The organism is Actinomadura scrupuli, assembly GCF_050971785.1.
In the GTDB taxonomy this organism is placed as follows: Bacteria; Actinomycetota; Actinomycetes; order Streptosporangiales; family Streptosporangiaceae; genus Actinomadura_E; species Actinomadura_E scrupuli.
The window spans coordinates 58,312-75,265 of record NZ_JBPCCU010000005.1; the positions used below are offsets into that span (position 1 = coordinate 58,312).

Below are 16,954 nucleotides of genomic sequence, written 5' to 3' on the forward strand. Positions count from 1 at the left end.
CTCGCCGCGGCTCAGGCCCGGCGAGTCAGGCGGAGGGTGAGCTCGTCGCTGGCGGCACGGACGTCGTCGGCCGTCACGGTGGTCAGATCCGTCGTCGTGGCTGCGGCGCCCAGCTCGGCGACGCGCACGTCGCGGAAGGCGGCCGCCTTCTCGTACAGCGAGCGGGCGAACCGCCCGTTGCCCAACTCGTCGATCCACCCGCGTCCGCACACCCGCTGGAAGATGCCTGCCAGATGGTCGAGGGCCGCTTCGTCCCAGTGGTCGCCGCCCGCCGTCGCGATCAGCTGGGCGATCTCCAGCAGCTCGTCCGGACCGTACCCGGGGAACTCCACCCGGGCGTCGAACCTCGAGGCCAGCCCCGGGTTGGAGTGCAGAAAACGTTCCATGTCAGCGGGGTAGCCGGCCAGCACGATCACCAGCCGCTCCCGGTCGTCCTCGGCCCGTTTGAGCAGGGTCTGCACGGCCTCCGAGCCGAAGGCGTCACCGCCGGAGTAGCCGGAGCCGGCCAGCGAGTACGCCTCGTCGATGAACAGCACGCCGCCCAGGGCGGAGTCGATGACCTTGCTGGTCTTGATGGCCGTGGAGCCGAGATGGTCCCCGACCAGATCGGCGCGCTGCGCCTCGACGACCTCGGGCCGGGCCAGCAGCCCCAGCGCGGCGAAGATCCCGCCGAGCGCGCGGGCCACGGTGGTCTTGCCGGTGCCCGGCGGCCCGGTGAAGACGAAGTGCCGCATCGGCGGCTGGGCGACCAGCCCCTGTTGCGCCCGCAGCTGGGCCACCCGCAGCTGTGCGGTGATCTCGTGTACCTGCCGCTTCACCGGCGCCAGCCCGACCATCGCGTCCAGCGAGGCCAGCGCTTCGTCCAGCGTGGGGGTGTCGGCGTAGCCGCGGTAGCGTTCGGTGACCTCGGTGAAGGCCGCCTCGACGTCCTCCGCGCCGATGGTGACCAGCTCCTCCGGGGACGGCGGGTGGTCACCCTCGACGATGCGCATGTCCCGGGCCCTGGCGGCCGCCTCGGTGAGCGATCGCACGAACCGGCCGTTGCCGAGCTCGTCGACGATGCCCCGCCGCCACACGCCCTCGAAGCGGCTGTTCAGCCGGGCGCGGGCCTCGGCCGACAGCCGGTCGTCGCGCAGTTCGGTGAGCCGGTCGGCGATCTGCAGCAGCTCGGCCGGGTGATAGGACGGGAACCGCACCCGGGTGCCGAAGCGGGAGGCCAGCCCCGGGTTGGAGTCCAGGAACTCCTCCATCTGGTGCTCGTAGCCGGCCAGGATGATGACGAGGTTGTCGCGGTCGTCCTCGGCCCGTTTGAGCAGGGTCTGCACCGCCTCGTTGCCGAACCGGTCGGGCTGCCCCTCACCGGCGTTGACCAGGCCGTACGCCTCGTCGATGAACAGCACGCCGCCGAGTGCGGTGTCGACGAGCCGGTTGGTCTTGAGCGCGGTGGCACCGAGGTACTCGCCCACCAGGTCGGCGCGCTGCGCCTCGACGACGGTCGCGCTGGGCAGCAGCCCGAAGGCGTAGAAGATCTTCGCCAGTACGCGGGCGACGGTCGTCTTGCCGGTGCCCGAGGGGCCGACGAACACGAAGTGCCGCATCGGCTTCTCGGTCGGCACGCCGGCCTCGGCCCGCAGATGCGCGGCCTCGATCGTGGCGGCGATCGACCGGACCTGCCGCTTCACCGGAGCCAGGCCGATCATGCCCTCGAGCTCACCGAGCGCCTCGTCCACCGAGATCGGCGCGGGTGGCTCGGAGACGTCCTCCACCACCTCGGCACGCTGGTCATAGGCCGCCTGCGTCGCGGCGGGCACACTGGGCATGTTCGTCTGCCGGGGCGGCGGCTCCACGGGGTCCGCCTCCTGCACCCAGCCGGTCTCGTAGGCGTCGGCGGAGACCACCCGCCGGGCCTGGTCCCACCGGTAGGCGAGCAGCAGCAGCGCGGCCAGCCAGGCCGGGCCCACGTGCAACCGCGGCAACGGGCCCGCCGTGGCCGCCGCCATCAGGCCCGCCCCGGTGAGCGCCACCAGGGTCGTCCGCCAGGGCACGTAGCCGCGCAGCCGGAGCGCCACGAACGCGACGGGCAGGGCGAGCAGCGCGAGCCCCACCGCCTGGTACTCCTGCTTCGGGAACAATCTGCCCAGCGGCACGCACACCACGAGCCAGCACGCGACGACGCTGATGGTGGCCATGTTGGCGGGGGAGCGCAGGGTGAGGTCGAGCACGGCGAGCAGGATCGCGGCGAAGATCACGGTGCTGATCACCGGCCAGTCGCCCACCACCGCGGCCGTGGCGGCAAAGGCGAGGATCATCAATCCGGCCAGCCGCCGCAGACCAGGTTGAATTTTGAAATAGCGTTCCCGCGCGCGTGCGAACACGTCCCGCGCCGCGGCCCCTACCGCCGGGCGGGAACGGGAACCTCCGAACTGTCGCATCATCTGCTGTATAACCCAGGATCCTGCCCCATCGGCGGGACGAAAACCCGATCGTCGCACTAGGGACCATTTTTCATTAGTCGGCCCTCCGGCGGGACATTTGTACTGTCCAGGACCGGATTCCCGGCTCTGCCCTGCACACCAGTCCTTTTCTACCGTTCATGGCATGACACACGACGCGGTGACCTTCACCGGGGTGACCAAGGACTTCGGTGCCGTGCGCGCCGTCGACGGGCTCACCCTGGGCATCCCATGCGGCCAGACGGTCGCGCTGCTCGGCCCGAACGGCGCGGGCAAGTCGACCTCGATCAGCATGCTGCTCGGCTTGATCCCGCCCGGCACCGGCACGGTCCGGCTGTTCGGTGCCGATCCCGAGCGGGCGGTGCGGGCCGGGCGGGTCGGCGCCATGCCGCAGGACGGCCGGCTGATCCCCCGGGTCGGCGTGCGCGAGCTGGTGTCCTTCGTCCGTGGCACCTACCCCTCGCCGCCGCCGCTCGCCGAGATCCTGGAGACCGCCCGGATCGCCGACCTGGCCGGCCGCCGGGTCGACGGGCTCTCCGGCGGCCAGGCCCAGCGGGTACGGTTCGCGCTCGCACTGGCCGGCGATCCCGACCTGATCGTCCTCGACGAGCCCACCGCGGCCCTCGACGTGGAGTCACGCCGGGAGCTGTGGGCGAGCATCCGCGCCTTCGCCGCCCGTGGCCGCACCGTGCTGTTCTCCACCCACTACCTGGAGGAGGCCGACGACCACGCCGACCGGATCGTCGTCATGGGCCGTGGCCGGCTCGTCGCCGACGGGACCCCCGCCGAGATCAAGGAGCGGGTCTGCGGCCGCACGGTCAGCGTGGACACCGGCCGCTCCATCTCCGAGCTGGCGGCCCTGCCCGGCGTGGTGGCGGTGGAGATCCGCGCCGACCGGGCCCGGCTGAGCACCACGGACTCCGACGCGACGGTGATCGCGCTGGCCCGCGCCGGCGCCGTGCGGAACCTCGAGGTCACCGGCGCGGACCTGGAAGAGGCCTTCCTGACCCTGACCGCCGGGGGAGTCCGCTGATGCTCGGCTACCTGCGCCTGGAGACGCTGCGCATCCTCCGCGACGGCGGCTATCTGTTCATGAGCGTGATCTCGCCGCTCGTGATGTACCTGGTCTTCACCAACCTGAAGATGACCGGCCAGGACCACCACGACACGGCGATCTACACGATGGTCGGCATGGCGGGGTTCGGGGCGATCGGGGCCGCGCTGACCAACGGCGTCGGCATCGCCGAGGACAAGGCGCTCGGCTGGATCCGGCAACTCCGGCTGCTGCCGCTGACGCCTTTGCAGGTGGTGACCGCGCGGACCCTGTGCGCCATGGTGGTCGCGATCCCGCCGATCCTGGCGGTCTGCCTCGCCGGGGGGCTGGTCAACGGGGTCTCCCTGGGCATCGGCCGGTGGGCGGCCATCGGCGGGCTGCTGTGGATCGGCATCGCCCCGATCGCGGTGCTGGGCCTGGGCATCGGGTACCTGCTCGACGCGCAGAAGGCCCAGGCCGCGGGCGCCGTCGGCTACATGGGGCTGTCCCTGGTCGGCGGGCTGTGGTTCCCGCTCTCGGCCTTCCCGCACTGGCTGGCGTCGATCTCGCCGCTGACCCCCGTCAACCGGTACGGGGAGCTGGGGTGGCGCAGCGCCGCCGGTGCCGTCCCGTCCCTGACCGGCGTGGCGATCCTGGCCGGCTGGTCCGCCGTCTTCACCGCGCTGGCGGTGTACGCCTACCGGCGGTCCGCCGTCACGGCCTGACGACGGCCGCGGGGCCGGCCGTATCGTTGAGCGTCGAGATCTCAGGGAGCCACTGTGCGAAGGAACCGGCGGGTCCCCTCCGTCGACGTCGACCGGATGGACACCAGCGGCCCGGATCCCGGCCCGTTCTACTTCTGGCTGGTGCTCGCGGTGTGGCCGGCCCGTGACGTCATCGAGGGCGGCAGCCGGCCGGTGTGGCTCGCCGCGGCCACCCTCGTCCTCGGTGCCGCCCTCTATCTCGTCGTGATCTGGGCGGCGTTCTCCGCGCGCGTGCGGCTGCGTACCGCGGCCCTGCTGCTTGGGTTGCTGGTGGCCGTCGCGGTGGCGGCCGGCCTCGGGTTCGGTGGCCGGTGGATCACGCTGCTGCCGCTGACGGGCGTCGCCTGCGGAAGCGTCATCGGCCACCACGGCACCCGGCGGGGTGAGCTGGCGCTGACGGGCGCGGTGCTCGGTCTCTCCGGCGTCGCCGCGCTGACCGCCTGGTCTGCCGGTCGCTCCGGTGGCGACGTCTTCAGCATCTGCTACGGGACCGGCACCGCCACCCTGGTCACTGGGATCATCCTGCGGTTGTTCGCCGTGGTCTCGGTGCTCAAGCAGACCCGGGACGAGCTGGCCCGTTCCGCCGTCGCCCAGGAGCGGCTGCGCTTCGCCCGGGACCTGCACGACCTGCTGGGGCACACGCTCTCGCTGGTGGTGGTGAAGGCGCAGGCCGTGCGGCGGCTGGCCGTCCGCGACCCGGCGCTGGCCGCCGAACAGGCCGCCGACATCGAGACCGTCGGCCGGCAGGCCCTCGCCGAGGTGCGCCAGGCGGTGACCGGTTACCGGGGCCGGGGCCTGACCGCCGAGCTGGACGCCGCCCGGATGGCGCTGTCCGACGCCGGCGTCTCGCCGGTCATCCATCAGGAGGGGCCGCCGCTGCCGCCGGAGGGGGACGCGCTGCTCGGCTGGGTGGTCCGAGAGGGCGTCACCAACGTGATCAGGCACAGCCGTGCCCGGACCTGCGAGATCGATGTACGCCACCGGGCCGGCACCGTCACCGTCGAGATAGGCGACGACGGCGCCGGTCTCCGCGAGGCTCGGCCCGGACGGCGCGGCGGGACCGGGCCACAGGCGGGCCACGGGCTGGACGGGCTCAGTGAACGGATGGTGGCCGCCGGCGGCACCCTGCAGGCGGCACCGCGCCGGGGCGGCGGCTTCCGCCTGCGCGCTAGCCTGCCCATCGAACAGGCCGCCGGGACCGCGACGAAGCCCTGACCGCTCCTGGGCCGGTCGATGAGGGGAAGCGTGTGATCCGGATCTTGCTGGCCGAGGACCAGGGCATGATGCGCGGTGCCCTGGCGTTGCTGCTCGGCCTGGAAGACGACCTCGAGGTCGTCGGCCAGGTCGGGGCCGGCGACCGGGTGCTGGAGGAGGCGCTGGAGTCCCGCCCGGACGTCGCGCTGCTCGACATCGAGATGCCCGGCCGCAGCGGCCTCGACGTGGCCGTGGATCTGCGCGATGCCCTCCCGTCCTGCAAGGTCCTGATCCTCACGACGTTCGGCCGTCCCGGGTACCTGCGCCGGGCCATGGAGGCCGGGGCCGGCGGCTTCCTGGTGAAGGACGGGCCGGTCGAGGAACTGGCCGCCGCGATCCGCCGGGTCGTCGCCGGGGAGCGGGTGGTCGATCCCGCGCTGGCCGCCGCCGCGCTCTCCACCGGACCCAACCCGCTGACCGACCGGGAGCGGGACGTGCTCTCGGCAGCCGCGGACGGCTCCACGGTCGCCGACATCGCGGGGCGCCTGCACCTGTCCGAGAGCACCGTGCGCAACTATCTGTCGGCGGCGATCCACAAGACCGGCTCCCGTAACCGGATCGAGGCGGTCCGGTTCGCCCGCCACAACGGCTGGCTGTGAACCCGCCTCCCCGATCGCGTCGGCCGAGCCCGGCGTGCGGGCCCCGAGGCGGCTCAGACGGCGTGGAAGCGCAGACGCTGACCCGGGCACAGCTGGGCGGCGACCGGCAGATCGGCCGAGACCAGCACGGCGATCACCGGATAGCCGCCGGTGGTGGGATGGTCCGCCAGGAAGATGATGGGCAGCCCGTCCGGCGGGACCTGAAGGGCGCCGGCCGGCATGCCCTCGCTGGAGAGCTCGCCGTCACGGCCCCGGCCCAGCACCGGCCCTCGCAGCCGCACGCCGACCCGGTTGCTGTGCGCCGTCACCTCGTACGGCTCGTGGGTGAGCCGGACGATCGCGTCCTCGGTGAACCAGTCGTCGCGCGGCCCCGGCATGACGCGCAGCGTCGGCTCGGCGGCCAGCGGCGGCACCGGCGCCACGTCGACGCTGATGTCGCGCAGCGACGCCACCACCTGTGCGGGGCCGACGGGCAGCAGGTCACCGGGGGAGAGGGCGGGCGGTCCCAGCCCCGACAGCAGGTCGGCCGAGCGGCTGCCCAGCACGGGCTCCACCGCGAGGCCGCCGCGGACCGCGAGATAGGTGCGGACACCGGCGACCGGGGTGCCGAACCCGACCGACGCGCCGGCCCGCACATGGCAGGGTGCGTTCATGCCGAGGGCCCGGCCGCCGGCGGTCACCGTCAGCGGGGCCCCGGTCACGGCGATCCAGGCCGGCTCGCGGAACCGTAGGCAGGCGCCCCCGAACGTCAGCTCCAGGCCGGCGGCGTCCTCGGGGTTGCCGACCAGCCGGTTGGCCAGCCGCAGGCTCGGGGCATCGGCCGCCCCCGAGTGCGGCACTCCCAGATGTGCGTAGCCGGGCCGGCCCAGATCCTGCACGGTGGCCAGCGGCCCCGGACCGACCACCTCGATCATCGTGGCGCCCCTTCCCCAGGCTGGGAGGGTTCGACCGGCGGGCGCTGCGCCCGCCGAGGGCTGAAGCGGACCCGGGTGCCGGGCTGGAGCACCGATGGCGGATCGCGATGGACGTCCCAGAGCGTGAAGTCGGTCCTGCCCAGCAGCCGCCAGCCGCCGGGCGAGGCGGCGGGGTAGACCGCGGCGTAGGGTCCCGCGATCGCGACGGACCCGGCCGGCACCGCCGTGCGCGGGGTCTCCAGGCGGGGCAGGTGCAGCGCGGGATCGAGCCCGGTGAGGTAGGCGAAACCAGGAGCGAACCCCAGGTAGGCCACGGTGTACGACGCCGCCGCGTGACGTGCGATCAGCTCGTCGCGGGAGAACCCGGTCAGCGACGCCACGTCGTCGAGATCGTCGCCGTCGTAGTCCACCGGGATGGTGACCGGCGCCGTCTCCGCGGTGGCGGACTCCGGCAGCGGCAGCGCGGGCAGCGCGGCGGCCAGCCGGTCGAGATCACAGCGGCCGGGCTCGGTCAGCACCAGCACGGTGCTCGCCCCGGGCACCACGTCCACCACGCCGGGGATCCGGGCCGCTCGCACGGCGGCCTGCAACCGGTGCGCCGCCGCCTGGTCCTCGGTCTCCACCAGCACCGCCGCGTCACCGGCCCGGCGTACCCTCACGGCGTCCACCTCCCGGGCCCGGGGCGGGTACGGCGGTTCATGGCGCGAAGGGGCCGAGGGCGATCCCGGCATCGGTCAGGGCGGTGCGGACGGCGTGCGCGATCTCCACCGCCCCCGGAGTGTCGCCGTGCACGCAGATCGAACGGGCCCGCAACGTCACGGGGGTGCCGTCGATGGCGAGGACGACCCCGTCCACGGCCATCCGGACCGCCCGGGCCGCCACCTCGACCGGGTCATGGATCACCGCGCCCGGCTCGCGCCGTGACACCAGCGTCCCGGCCGGCGTGTAGGCACGGTCGGCATAGCACTCGGCCACGACGGTGAGGTCCTCGGCGGCCTCGTACACCGCGGAGCCGGGGAGGGTCAGGACCGGCAGCGCCGGGTCGTAGGCGCGCACGGCGGCGGTGACGGCCGCCGCCTGGGCCGGGTCGCGGACGATGCGGTTGTACAGCGCGCCGTGCGGCTTCACATAGCCCACCCGCCCGCCACAGACCCGGGCGATGCCGTCGAGGGCGGCCAGCTGGTACAGCACCTCGGCCGTGAGCTCCTCCGGTGCCACGTCCATCTCCCGGCGGCCGAACCCGGCCAGGTCCCGGTAGGACACCTGCGCCCCGATCGACACGCCCCGCGCCACCGCCGCCTCGCAGGTACGCCGCATGATCAGCGGATCGCCGGCGTGGAACCCGCAGGCCACGTTGGCGCTCGTCACCACGGCGAGCAGCGCCGCGTCGTCGCCGAGCGACCAGGCACCGAACCCCTCACCGAGGTCGGCGTTGATGTCGATCACGTCCATGACTCCACCCTGGCTCACCCTGCCGCCAGATCGGCGTGATCGGTGATGAACATCCGGCCCGGGGCGTGCGTGACGGCGTAGGGCACCTTGCCGGCCATGATCGCGGCCTGCGGGGTGACCCCGCACGCCCAGAAGACCGGTACGTCCCCCTCTTCCAACACCACCGGATCACCGAAGTCCGGCCGGGAGAGATCGCTGATCCCCAGTCCGGCGGGGTCTCCGACGTGCACCGGAGGGCCGTGCATCACCGGATACCGGGCGCTCACCTCGACGGCGGTGTCCACCAGCGCGGCGGGCACCGGCCGCATCGAGACCACCAGCGGACCGGCGAAGACTCCCGCGGGCCTGCACAGGCGGTCGGTGCGGTACATCGGCACGTTGCGGCCCTGTTCGACGTGCCGGATCGGCACTCCGGACGCGGCCAGCGCCGCCTCGAAGCTGAAACTGCAGCCGATGAGGAACGCCACCAGATCGTCCCGCCAGTGGTCGGTGGCGTCGGGCACCTCGGCGACCATGACCCCGTCGCTGTAGATTCGGTACGCGGGCAGATCGGTGCGCAGATCGGCCGTGCCGGCGAGCTCACCCGGGTGCGGGTCCCCCGGGTCGGTCACCGTCAGGATCGGGCACGCGTGGGGATTGCGGTAGGCGAACAGGAGGGCGTCGAAGGCGAGTTCACGCGGGACGGCGAGCAGGTTGGCCTGCGCGTACCCGCGGCACCATCCACTGGTGGTGACCGGCTGGGCGCCGGTACGGAAGAGCGCGCGAGCCTGGCTGGGGGTGAGGACGGCGGGCTGCTCGGGGAAGCTCATACCAGGCAGCATTCCCACTCGGCCGCGCTCAGATCAGATCCTCCTGTACGTCCTGCAGTTCGCTGCGGGGCGCCCACGTCTGGTAGACGCCGCGGTCGAACATGTCCAGGCCGAGCGCCTCCGCGACGGGCGCCTGGCCACCGGTGTACTCCACCCGCACCCACTCCTCGTGCTCGCCCAGCACCTGGAACGGATGGCCGTGCCAGGTGCACCGGGTCTTCACGTAGGCGAAGTGGTCGATCTCCCGGGGAGCCACCACCCGGACGTACCTGCCGGGGGCCGCCTCCAGGAACCCGTCCTCGGGGTCGCCGACGTACAGCCGGATCTGGTCGCCGTCCGGGCTGGCCTCGTACTCCCTGCCGCGCCAGCCGGCGTAGAACCCGTCGCGCATCATCACCCCTGCACCTTGATCCACCGGCGGTGGTCGGTATCGAAGTAGGCCACGAAGGCCGGGGGGCCGGAGCGGCCGATGCGGTACATCTCCGCGCCGTGCGGCAACCGCTGGCTGTCGATCTTGAACTCGGCGATCGCCTCGCTGTCGCCGGGGGCGTAGCCCGTGCCCAGGAAGGGCGGCTTCTCGATGACCCAGCCGTCGGGGACCCTCCGCATGGCCGCCTCGTCCTGCCCGCCGTAGGGCGCGCGGTAGAGCGAGCCCTTGACGACCGGCCAGCGGATCACGTGCACTTCCTCGTCCTGGTCGGAGAACGGTGAGCCCTCGTAGGTCAGGCCGAGACCGCGCACCAGCTGTTCGGGGGTCTCGAGCCGCCCGACGTCCTGGATACGGTGCACATATCCGGCCACCTGGTCGTAGGCGTTCTCCAGGTAGTGGCTCACGTGCTGGTGGGGCACGACTTTCTGCATGATCGTCGGACCGGTCTTCCGGGGCGCCGGTGCGTCCTGCGGGCCTGGTTCGGGTTCGGGCACCGGCTCCTGCCGGGGCGCGGCCGTGGCCGTGGCAGCGGGCCGGGCCGGGGCGGCGGTGGCCGGCGGCGGGTCACCGGCCGCGCGTTCCTCCTCGGCCAGCCGGTTGATGGTGTCGGAGTCGATGTAGGCCGCCGTCGGCAGCCCGGCGTTGACCGCCAGCCGCCACTCCGGCTTGGGCCAGTTCCGGGCCAGCTCCGCGAACGTCGTGCGGCGGTGGAAACCGGCCTGCCCGCGCAGGGACTGTTCCATGGCGCCGCGTGAGGTGAACGCCAGGACGTAGGTGCCGTCGTCGAAGTTGGCCGTGGCGAACCGCTCGGCCGTCGGGTCGCCGGTCGAGGGCATCACCAGGTCGGCGAGCAGCAGCAGCTGGAAATAGGAGCGCTGGTCGCCCTTCTCCCGGGCGCCGGCCAGCAGGGACTCCAGCTCGGCCTCCGGCGGTGCGGTGGCCCGTGCCGCGGCGGCGGGCTCGTGGGCGGGCTCGGGAGCGGGTGCCACGGCGGGTTCGGGAGCGGGTTGGGGAGCGAGCGGCCGGGGGCGGGCGGGCCGCGGCGGGGCGCTCGGCGGGAGCGGAGCCCCGGGGGCCGGGACGGAGGCGGTCGCGACCGAGGCCGCCTCGGCCGGGAAGGCCCCGAGCGAGGCCGCCGGGGGAGAGGCCGCCGCGGGAGAGGCCGCCGCCGGAGAGCGGCTCGGCAGGGCGGGACCCGGACCGGCGAAACCCGCATCGGCAGGACCCGCGGCCGCGGGGGTCGGCACAGGAGGGACCACGCCGGACGAGGCCGCGACGGAGGGGGCCGGACCCGGCGGGCCGGCGACGGGGGAGTCCGTGCCGGGCATCCGGCCGGTACGGGAGGCGTATCCGGTCTCGGCGGGCCGCAGCCCGAAGTAGGGCAGCTCGATCGGGCCGTTGTCGGGGCCGTTCTGGTTGGCGTGGTACTCCAGGTCGAACGGCGTGCGCACGCGGAAGACCTCGTTCAGCGCGGTCGCCATCGCGCCGGCCAGCCGGCCGACGGCGATCGCCTCGTCGGGCGTGAAGTCGTCGAACTCGGCGGGCAGCCGGACCTGCTGCCACCAGTTGAGGTGGCCGTCCTGCCCCGGCGGATGCCAGCCGATCTCGGTCAGCCGCTCCTCCTGCTCCGGCCCGAGCCGCATCGGCAGCGGCAGGAACTCGTTGCTCACCACCTCGGCCGACAACCCGTCGGAGTTGCGCATGGCCTGTACGTACGGGAAGCCACCGGGCATCTGCACGACAAGGAACGCGCTGTCCGGGAGGTGCGTCAACTCACGGGCCAGCCGCTGTACGAACTCGTTCCACTCCACTCGGCTCAATCCTCGCTCGACCGCCTACCCCCGGAACACCGTGAACGTCAGAGGGTAGCGGTCACTCGTTCAGCGGTGTCCAGGCATCGGTGACCGAAGTGCTCCAGCGTGCGCTCATCGCGTCGTAGACGGCCACGGGGGCGGCGGGCCCGGTCACGCCCAGCCGCCACAGCTGAGCGCCGTGCGGAAGGCGTACCGCGACGCCCGGGACCGGGGACTCGGCCACGACCGCGTCCACGGTGGCGGCCCGTTCCGCGGTACGGCGCATCTCGTCCAGGCGGGCGACCGTCCCGGAGTCCAGATGGATCTCGCTCGGCAGGCCCGGGTTGACGGCCAGCCCCCACGCCGGGTCCGGCCAGGCGGCGGCGATCTGCCCGAAGGTCGTCTTGCGGTACAGGCCGGTACCCGGGCGGCGCCCGGCCGCGCCCTGGGACTGCGTCATGGCCTGCACGGAGGTGAACACCAGCACGTGCGTGCGGCGATCGATCACCGCCGTGGTGAACTCGGTCAGGCCCGGATCCTCCACGGCCTGCCCGGTCGACGGCAGGACCAGCTCCGCCGCCAGCAGCAGCTCGAAGTACGACAGCTGGTCCCCGCGCTGTTTCGCGTCGCCCAGCCGGGTCTCCAGGTCCGCGCCGGCCTCCGGCCGCGGGCCCTCCGGCAGCGGCCCCTCGGGGCGCGGCTCGCCGGTCGGGGCCGGGATGGGCTCCGCCACCGGCCGGGCCACCCGCCGCTCACTGACCCGCTGGGGGTCGGCGGCGGCGATGCCGAAGTCGACCAGCTCGATCAGCCCGGTGCCGTGCCGGTGGAAGGACTCGTACACCAGGTCGGAGGGCCGCCGTACCCCCTGGACGTCCCGCAGGGCGGTGACCATCATGTCCGCCAGCCGGTCGAAGTCGGCGGCCCCGGTGGCGGGCGGCAGCTCGGTCCACCAGTTCGCCGGGGCCCAGTCCGCGGTGGGCGGCCGCCAGCCGGCCTCGCTCAGCACCTCCTCGTCGGCGGGTGTGAGCAGCAGCGGTCCCTCCAGGAAGTTGTTGCTGACCGCCTCGGCGTAGAGCCGGTCGGGTTCCCGCATCGCCTGCACGTAGTGGCGGCTCTCGTCGCGTTCCCGCACGATGAGGATGGTGTCGCGATCGAGGCCCGCCAGCTCACGGGCGAAACGCTGGGCGAACTCGGACCACTCCAACAAGATCACTCCTCAACCCGCCGGAATCTCACCGGTCCGCCCTCCGGAGGCTAGGCCCGGTGGCGCGGTAGATGCCGATAATCGCGGTCTCACGGGTCGCTCGCAAACCAGGTTCGGTCATACGGTCTCAGCCCGGCGGCGACTCGTGACGCAGCGCGTGCAGTACGGTGCGCAACGCGTCCGGATCGTCCCCGGCATGCTGCAGCGCCCCGATCAGCCGGTGCAGGATCTCATGCCGCTCGAAGCCGACGTCGAGCATCGCCTGAGCGGTCTCCCACAGCTGTGGCGGGTCGCCGTTCCAGAGTCGCACGGTCAGCCGCTCGTGCGCGGCCAGATGATCCGGATCCGCGCCGGGATGCTCGAACTGGATCAGCAGCCGCCGGTCGGTCTCGTCGGCGGGGTCGAGCGCGGACAGGTCGACGGCACCGTGCCGCCCCGACAGCCGGTGCCGGCCGGACAGGAACGGCAGCGCGAAGGCCCGCCGGGCCAGCGCCTCCAGATCGCCGTCCGGGAGCAGGCGGTCGACGAGGTCACGTTCCAAACCGAACATCGTCGAGTCACGGTAGGCCTCGGCGAACTTGCCGGTGGCGTCCCAGACCGCGTCGAGGGTGGCGCGTACGCCCTCCTCCGGCAGCGACGTGAGCCGGCCCGCCCAGCGCACCCAGGCGGCCAGCACGTGCGGCATGGCCTCCTGGTCGTCGGATGACAGCACCACCTTGCGGGGCAGCCAGTCGAGCAGGAACATCTCGCACTTGATCGGGCTCACCCGCAGCGGGCGCCCCTGGTCGTAGGAGCAGCCGAAGTCGATGATCCGGTCGGCGCAGCGGCTCGCCGCGCCCCGGTCCGACAGATCCTCGGCCTCGTCGGAGGCGAGGAACCGCGCGGCCAGGGTGGCCCGCCGATCCTGGCCGTAGGGCTGCGCGGCGGGCCGCCGGCCGCCCGGCGGCAGGGCGCGCACCCGGGCCCGCACGAACGCGTGGTACGAGCCGAACGTGTCGCTGACGGGAGGTTCGTCGGTGTCGTGGGTGACGGCCAGGGCGGTCTCCAGCAGGGCCCGGGTGGCGCCCGGCTCGAGCGTCTCGAAGCGCATCAGCGGGTTCTCGCGGCCCTCCACCCGGCAGTGCTCGAGCAGCCGGTCGACCTGTGAGGACACCCACGCGTCCCGCACCATGCCGCCCATGTTGTGGTCGACCAGGATCACCAGGGCGTGCCGCTCCTCGCCGCCGTAGGTATAGGTGCACACGATCGAGTCCTGGTCGCCGTAGACGTCCCGGGACACGTGGCACTCGGCCGGCGCGACCATCCCGACCCGGTCGGCCCAGCCGGGGCGGGCCACCCCGCGGTCCATCAGGCCCAGCGCCGCGCGCTCGGCCTTGGCCGCCTGCCGGGTGGTGCCGAGGTAGGCCATGCCGGTCAGCAGCGCCAGGGCCGCCGGGGTCCCGGCGCGGGCCGCGTGGTCGACCAGCGCCTCGCCGATGACCTCCTCGACGTCGCCCTCGTCGGCCCGCCGCCCGTACCACGATCCGAGGATCTCGCTCACTATCAGCTCGGCGTCCAGGGGGCTGCGCACGGCGAGCAGTTCGCGTGCGTGCAGCAGCATGCCGTCGAAGATCGCGGAGACCTCGTCCGACGGAGGTCGGTCGTTTCCTGTCGGAGGCTGACGACGGCTTCGCGGACTCACGGGTCCACCTTCCCAGATCCGCGCACCGCAGCGGCCCCCGGCTCCGTGGCGGGTCCGGGGGGAGTCACGGTCGTGAGGGTGAAATCCATGTTCGAAGAGTCACCCTACCGTTCCTGGACGTGGGGCGCGCTCGGCTCCCGGACGGTCTTCAGAGGGTGCTCGGAACTGTAGTCGAAGAACCTGCCGCTAGTCCGCCGATGGCGGCCGTGACTTGACCATGCCCACCAGGTGTTCCCGGGCGATCCTCTCCACGAGGGCCGGGGTGGCGTCGACGCCGAGATGCTCGACGCACACGTGGACGTCGGCGACGCAGCGTTCGACGGCCTCGGCGGGCAGCAGGACGAACTCGTCGGCCAGCCGCCGGGTCATGCCCTGTGCGCGGTCCGCGAGCGCGGGCAGCATCGTCATCGGTGATCCTTACGCCGACCCCAGCCTGCCCCCGGACTTCCGTTCCTGCCCATTCCAGCGCGTACCGCGCACGTGTCAAGACCCGTCTTTGACCGGCTCCGCCGCTGCGGCCTCCGCCGGGGCGCGTCGCTCCTGGTCGTCGAGCCATCCCGGGTGGTGACGGGCCGCCCAATCCCGGGGCACCCGGCCGGTCCACATGCCGGTCATCGCGCCCCTGTCCCGCAGCGCGTACCACAGGTGCCCCAGGAACATCACGAAGATCGCCAGGGTGAGCCAGTCGTGCACGAAGGTGGCGCCGGTGCGCCAGGCGCCCGGCCACGGGTCGGGGAAGGTGAGCATGGCGCCGGTGCCGAGCATGACCAGGATGGCGCCGGCCACGAAGGCGGCGTTCAGTTTCTGCCCGGCGTTGAACTTGCCCACCTCGATCACGCCCCGGCCGTTGCGCACCGCCCGGCGGTCCTGGGACCGCAGCCACTCCCAGTCCTGCGGCCCGAACCGGTTGAGCGCCCGCAGGTCCGCGCGGAAGGCCCGGGTCAGCCAGCCCAGCAGCATCGGCACCGGAAGCGCGAAGCCGGCCACGATGTGGATCGGCTTGATCAGGTCCCGCCGGCCGACGTAGGTGGCGATCGCCGGAATGTAGAGGCACGCCGCGGTCGCCAGACAGATGATCATCAGTAGCGCGGTGGCGTGGTGCACCGCGCGTTCGTGCCGGGTGAACCTGGCGAGCGTCCCGGGGCGGTCATGTGGTCGGAGCATCGTCACGTCCGTTCGAACGGCCCACCCAGGCGTCCACGTCATAGCCGCGGCGCTCCCAGTATCCGGGCACGACCTTGTCGGTCAGCTCGATCCGGCCGAGCCATTTGAGGGATTTGTAGCCGTACATCGGAGCGACGAAGAGCCGCACCGGGCCGCCATGATCATGGGTGACCGGCGCGCCGAGCATGGTGGTGGCCACGACGACGTCCCGGCGCCGGGCCTGGTCCATGGTGAGGGACTCGGTGTAGGCGCCGTCGAAGGAGTGGAAGCGCACGGCGGTGGCCTTCGGGTCCGCCCCGACCGCGTCCAGCAGGTCCGGCAGCGCCACCCCGGACCAGTGCACCGCGGGGACCCGCCAGCCGGTCACGCACTGGAAGTCCTTGGTGATCTCGGTCTGCGGCATCGCCTGCAGCTCGGCGAAGGTGAACGACCGGGGCCGCCCGGCCATTCCGGTCACGCTCAGCTCGTAGTCCTGCGGGGTGCGGCGCCGCACGCCGTCGACGACCGAGTAGTAGCGGAACCCGCCGGCCGCCGGGATCAGGCCGCCGACCTGGGACCCGACCGGGCCCAGCGCGCGGGTGACGGCGCTCTGGGCGCGTGCTCCCACCGCGATGCCGACCACCCCCAGGCCGACCATGCCGAGCACGACCCGCCGTCCCACCGGTGTGCCCGGCCGCTGTTCGTTGAGGTCTTCGGTGCTCACTTCTCCATTCGAGCACCTGTACGACCCTCGCGGCCATAGTCCGGGACCACCGTAAGGGTTCCGTCATAACCTGGACGCATGGCCATCAAGGTTCACCTCGCACAGCGGCCGGAGGCCGACGAACTGCTCGGGCGCGACCCGCTCGCGATCCTCACCGGGATGCTGCTGGACCAGCAGGTCCCGATGGAGTGGGCGTTCACCGGCCCTTACACGATCACGCAGCGGCTGGGGGCGACGGAGCTCGACGCCCACCAGATCGCCGCCCAGGACCCGGAGGGGTTCGCGGCGCTGCTGTCGGAGAAGCCCGCGGTCCATCGCTATCCGGGGTCGATGGCCAAGCGGGTCCAGCAGCTGTGCGCGTTCCTCGTGGAGCACTACGACGGCGACGCCGCCGCGATCTGGCGGGACGCCGCCACCGGCAAGGAGCTGCTCAAGCGGCTGAACGACCTGCCCGGGTTCGGCAGGCAGAAGGCGCAGATCTTCCTGGCCCTGCTCGGGAAGCAGTACGGCGTACGGCCGGAGGGATGGCGCGAGGCCGCCGGGGCCTACGGCGAGGAGGGGTCGCACCGTTCGGTCGCCGACATCACCGGGCCGGATTCGCTGGCGCGGGTGCGCGCGTACAAACAGGAGCAAAAGAAGGCGGCGAAGAGCTGACGCCGGAACCGGCCACCGGTACGGTCGAGGGCCAGCGCCGAGGCGGG

At 72.9% G+C, this 16,954-nt stretch carries 17 protein-coding genes; 5 read left to right on the forward strand and 12 right to left on the reverse strand.

The features are described 5' to 3' along the window. Positions 1-11: 11 nt before the first annotated feature. Positions 12-2,432: an AAA family ATPase gene (locus ACRYCC_RS22870; protein ID WP_433815146.1), complete on the reverse strand. Its 2,421-nt coding sequence runs from the start codon at positions 2,430-2,432 to the stop codon at positions 12-14. A 166-nt stretch (positions 2,433-2,598) separates the two neighbouring features. Between ACRYCC_RS22870 and ACRYCC_RS22875 the strand changes: the two genes are divergently transcribed. Genes ACRYCC_RS22875 through ACRYCC_RS22890 form a run of 4 tightly spaced genes read left to right on the forward strand, consistent with a single transcriptional unit; the run spans position 2,599 to position 6,103 of the window. After that, a complete protein-coding gene (locus ACRYCC_RS22875; RefSeq protein WP_433815147.1) occupies positions 2,599-3,486 on the forward strand; it encodes an ABC transporter ATP-binding protein in 888 nt (295 codons plus the stop codon). Then, a complete protein-coding gene (locus tag ACRYCC_RS22880; protein WP_433815149.1) occupies positions 3,486-4,211 on the forward strand; it encodes an ABC transporter permease in 726 nt (241 codons plus the stop codon). Before ACRYCC_RS22875 ends, ACRYCC_RS22880 begins: the two co-directional genes overlap by 1 nt. Positions 4,212-4,265: 54 nt before the next feature. Then, complete coding sequence (locus ACRYCC_RS22885) at positions 4,266-5,465, forward strand: sensor histidine kinase (RefSeq protein ID WP_433815151.1); 1,200 nt, start codon at positions 4,266-4,268, stop codon at positions 5,463-5,465. Positions 5,466-5,497: 32 nt separating this feature from the next. Further along, complete coding sequence (locus ACRYCC_RS22890) at positions 5,498-6,103, forward strand: response regulator transcription factor (protein ID WP_433815153.1); 606 nt, start codon at positions 5,498-5,500, stop codon at positions 6,101-6,103. Positions 6,104-6,156: 53 nt separating this feature from the next. Here the strand turns inward: ACRYCC_RS22890 and ACRYCC_RS22895 are convergent, their stop codons facing one another. The 11 genes from ACRYCC_RS22895 to ACRYCC_RS22945 all read right to left on the reverse strand — a co-directional run bounded on the left by ACRYCC_RS22895 (position 6,157) and on the right by ACRYCC_RS22945 (position 16,253). Next, entirely contained in the window at positions 6,157-7,017 is an 861-nt protein-coding gene (locus ACRYCC_RS22895) for a 5-oxoprolinase subunit C family protein (protein ID WP_433815154.1), read from the reverse strand. Next, on the reverse strand, positions 7,014-7,676 hold the full coding sequence (locus ACRYCC_RS22900; protein WP_433815156.1) for a 5-oxoprolinase subunit B family protein: 663 nt from the start codon (positions 7,674-7,676) through the stop codon (positions 7,014-7,016). The genes ACRYCC_RS22895 and ACRYCC_RS22900 overlap by 4 nt, the downstream gene beginning before the upstream one ends. A gap of 37 nt (positions 7,677-7,713) precedes the next feature. Then, positions 7,714-8,469: a LamB/YcsF family protein gene (locus ACRYCC_RS22905; RefSeq protein WP_433815158.1), complete on the reverse strand. Its 756-nt coding sequence runs from the start codon at positions 8,467-8,469 to the stop codon at positions 7,714-7,716. Positions 8,470-8,483: 14 nt separating this feature from the next. Next, positions 8,484-9,278 carry a putative hydro-lyase gene (locus tag ACRYCC_RS22910; protein ID WP_433815159.1) on the reverse strand — a complete coding sequence of 265 codons (795 nt, stop codon included), beginning with the start codon at positions 9,276-9,278 and terminating at the stop codon, positions 8,484-8,486. A 28-nt stretch (positions 9,279-9,306) separates the two neighbouring features. Then, positions 9,307-9,672, reverse strand: a complete 366-nt coding sequence (locus ACRYCC_RS22915) for a UCP033725 family protein (protein ID WP_433816038.1) — start codon at positions 9,670-9,672, stop codon at positions 9,307-9,309. Continuing rightward, positions 9,672-11,519: a TY-Chap domain-containing protein gene (locus ACRYCC_RS22920; protein ID WP_433815161.1), complete on the reverse strand. Its 1,848-nt coding sequence runs from the start codon at positions 11,517-11,519 to the stop codon at positions 9,672-9,674. Before ACRYCC_RS22920 ends, ACRYCC_RS22915 begins: the two co-directional genes overlap by 1 nt. Before the next feature lie 61 nt (positions 11,520-11,580). Next, positions 11,581-12,708, reverse strand: coding sequence for a TY-Chap domain-containing protein (locus ACRYCC_RS22925; protein ID WP_433815163.1), 1,128 nt, complete (start codon positions 12,706-12,708; stop codon positions 11,581-11,583). Between the two features lie 124 nt (positions 12,709-12,832). Next, the gene (locus ACRYCC_RS22930; RefSeq protein WP_433815165.1) at positions 12,833-14,305 is read right to left on the reverse strand and encodes a hypothetical protein; all 1,473 of its coding nucleotides are present in this window, start codon (positions 14,303-14,305) and stop codon (positions 12,833-12,835) included. A 267-nt stretch (positions 14,306-14,572) separates the two neighbouring features. Next, a complete protein-coding gene (locus ACRYCC_RS22935; RefSeq protein WP_433815167.1) occupies positions 14,573-14,794 on the reverse strand; it encodes a hypothetical protein in 222 nt (73 codons plus the stop codon). 75 nt (positions 14,795-14,869) lie between these two features. Continuing rightward, positions 14,870-15,550, reverse strand: a complete 681-nt coding sequence (locus tag ACRYCC_RS22940; RefSeq protein ID WP_433815169.1) for a cytochrome b/b6 domain-containing protein — start codon at positions 15,548-15,550, stop codon at positions 14,870-14,872. Next, a complete protein-coding gene (locus ACRYCC_RS22945; protein WP_433815171.1) occupies positions 15,534-16,253 on the reverse strand; it encodes a molybdopterin-dependent oxidoreductase in 720 nt (239 codons plus the stop codon). The genes ACRYCC_RS22940 and ACRYCC_RS22945 overlap by 17 nt, the downstream gene beginning before the upstream one ends. Before the next feature lie 78 nt (positions 16,254-16,331). On the opposite strand from ACRYCC_RS22945, the gene ACRYCC_RS22950 reads away from it, so the two are divergent. Then, positions 16,332-16,907: an HhH-GPD-type base excision DNA repair protein gene (locus ACRYCC_RS22950; RefSeq protein WP_433815173.1), complete on the forward strand. Its 576-nt coding sequence runs from the start codon at positions 16,332-16,334 to the stop codon at positions 16,905-16,907. Positions 16,908-16,954 lie beyond the last annotated feature (47 nt).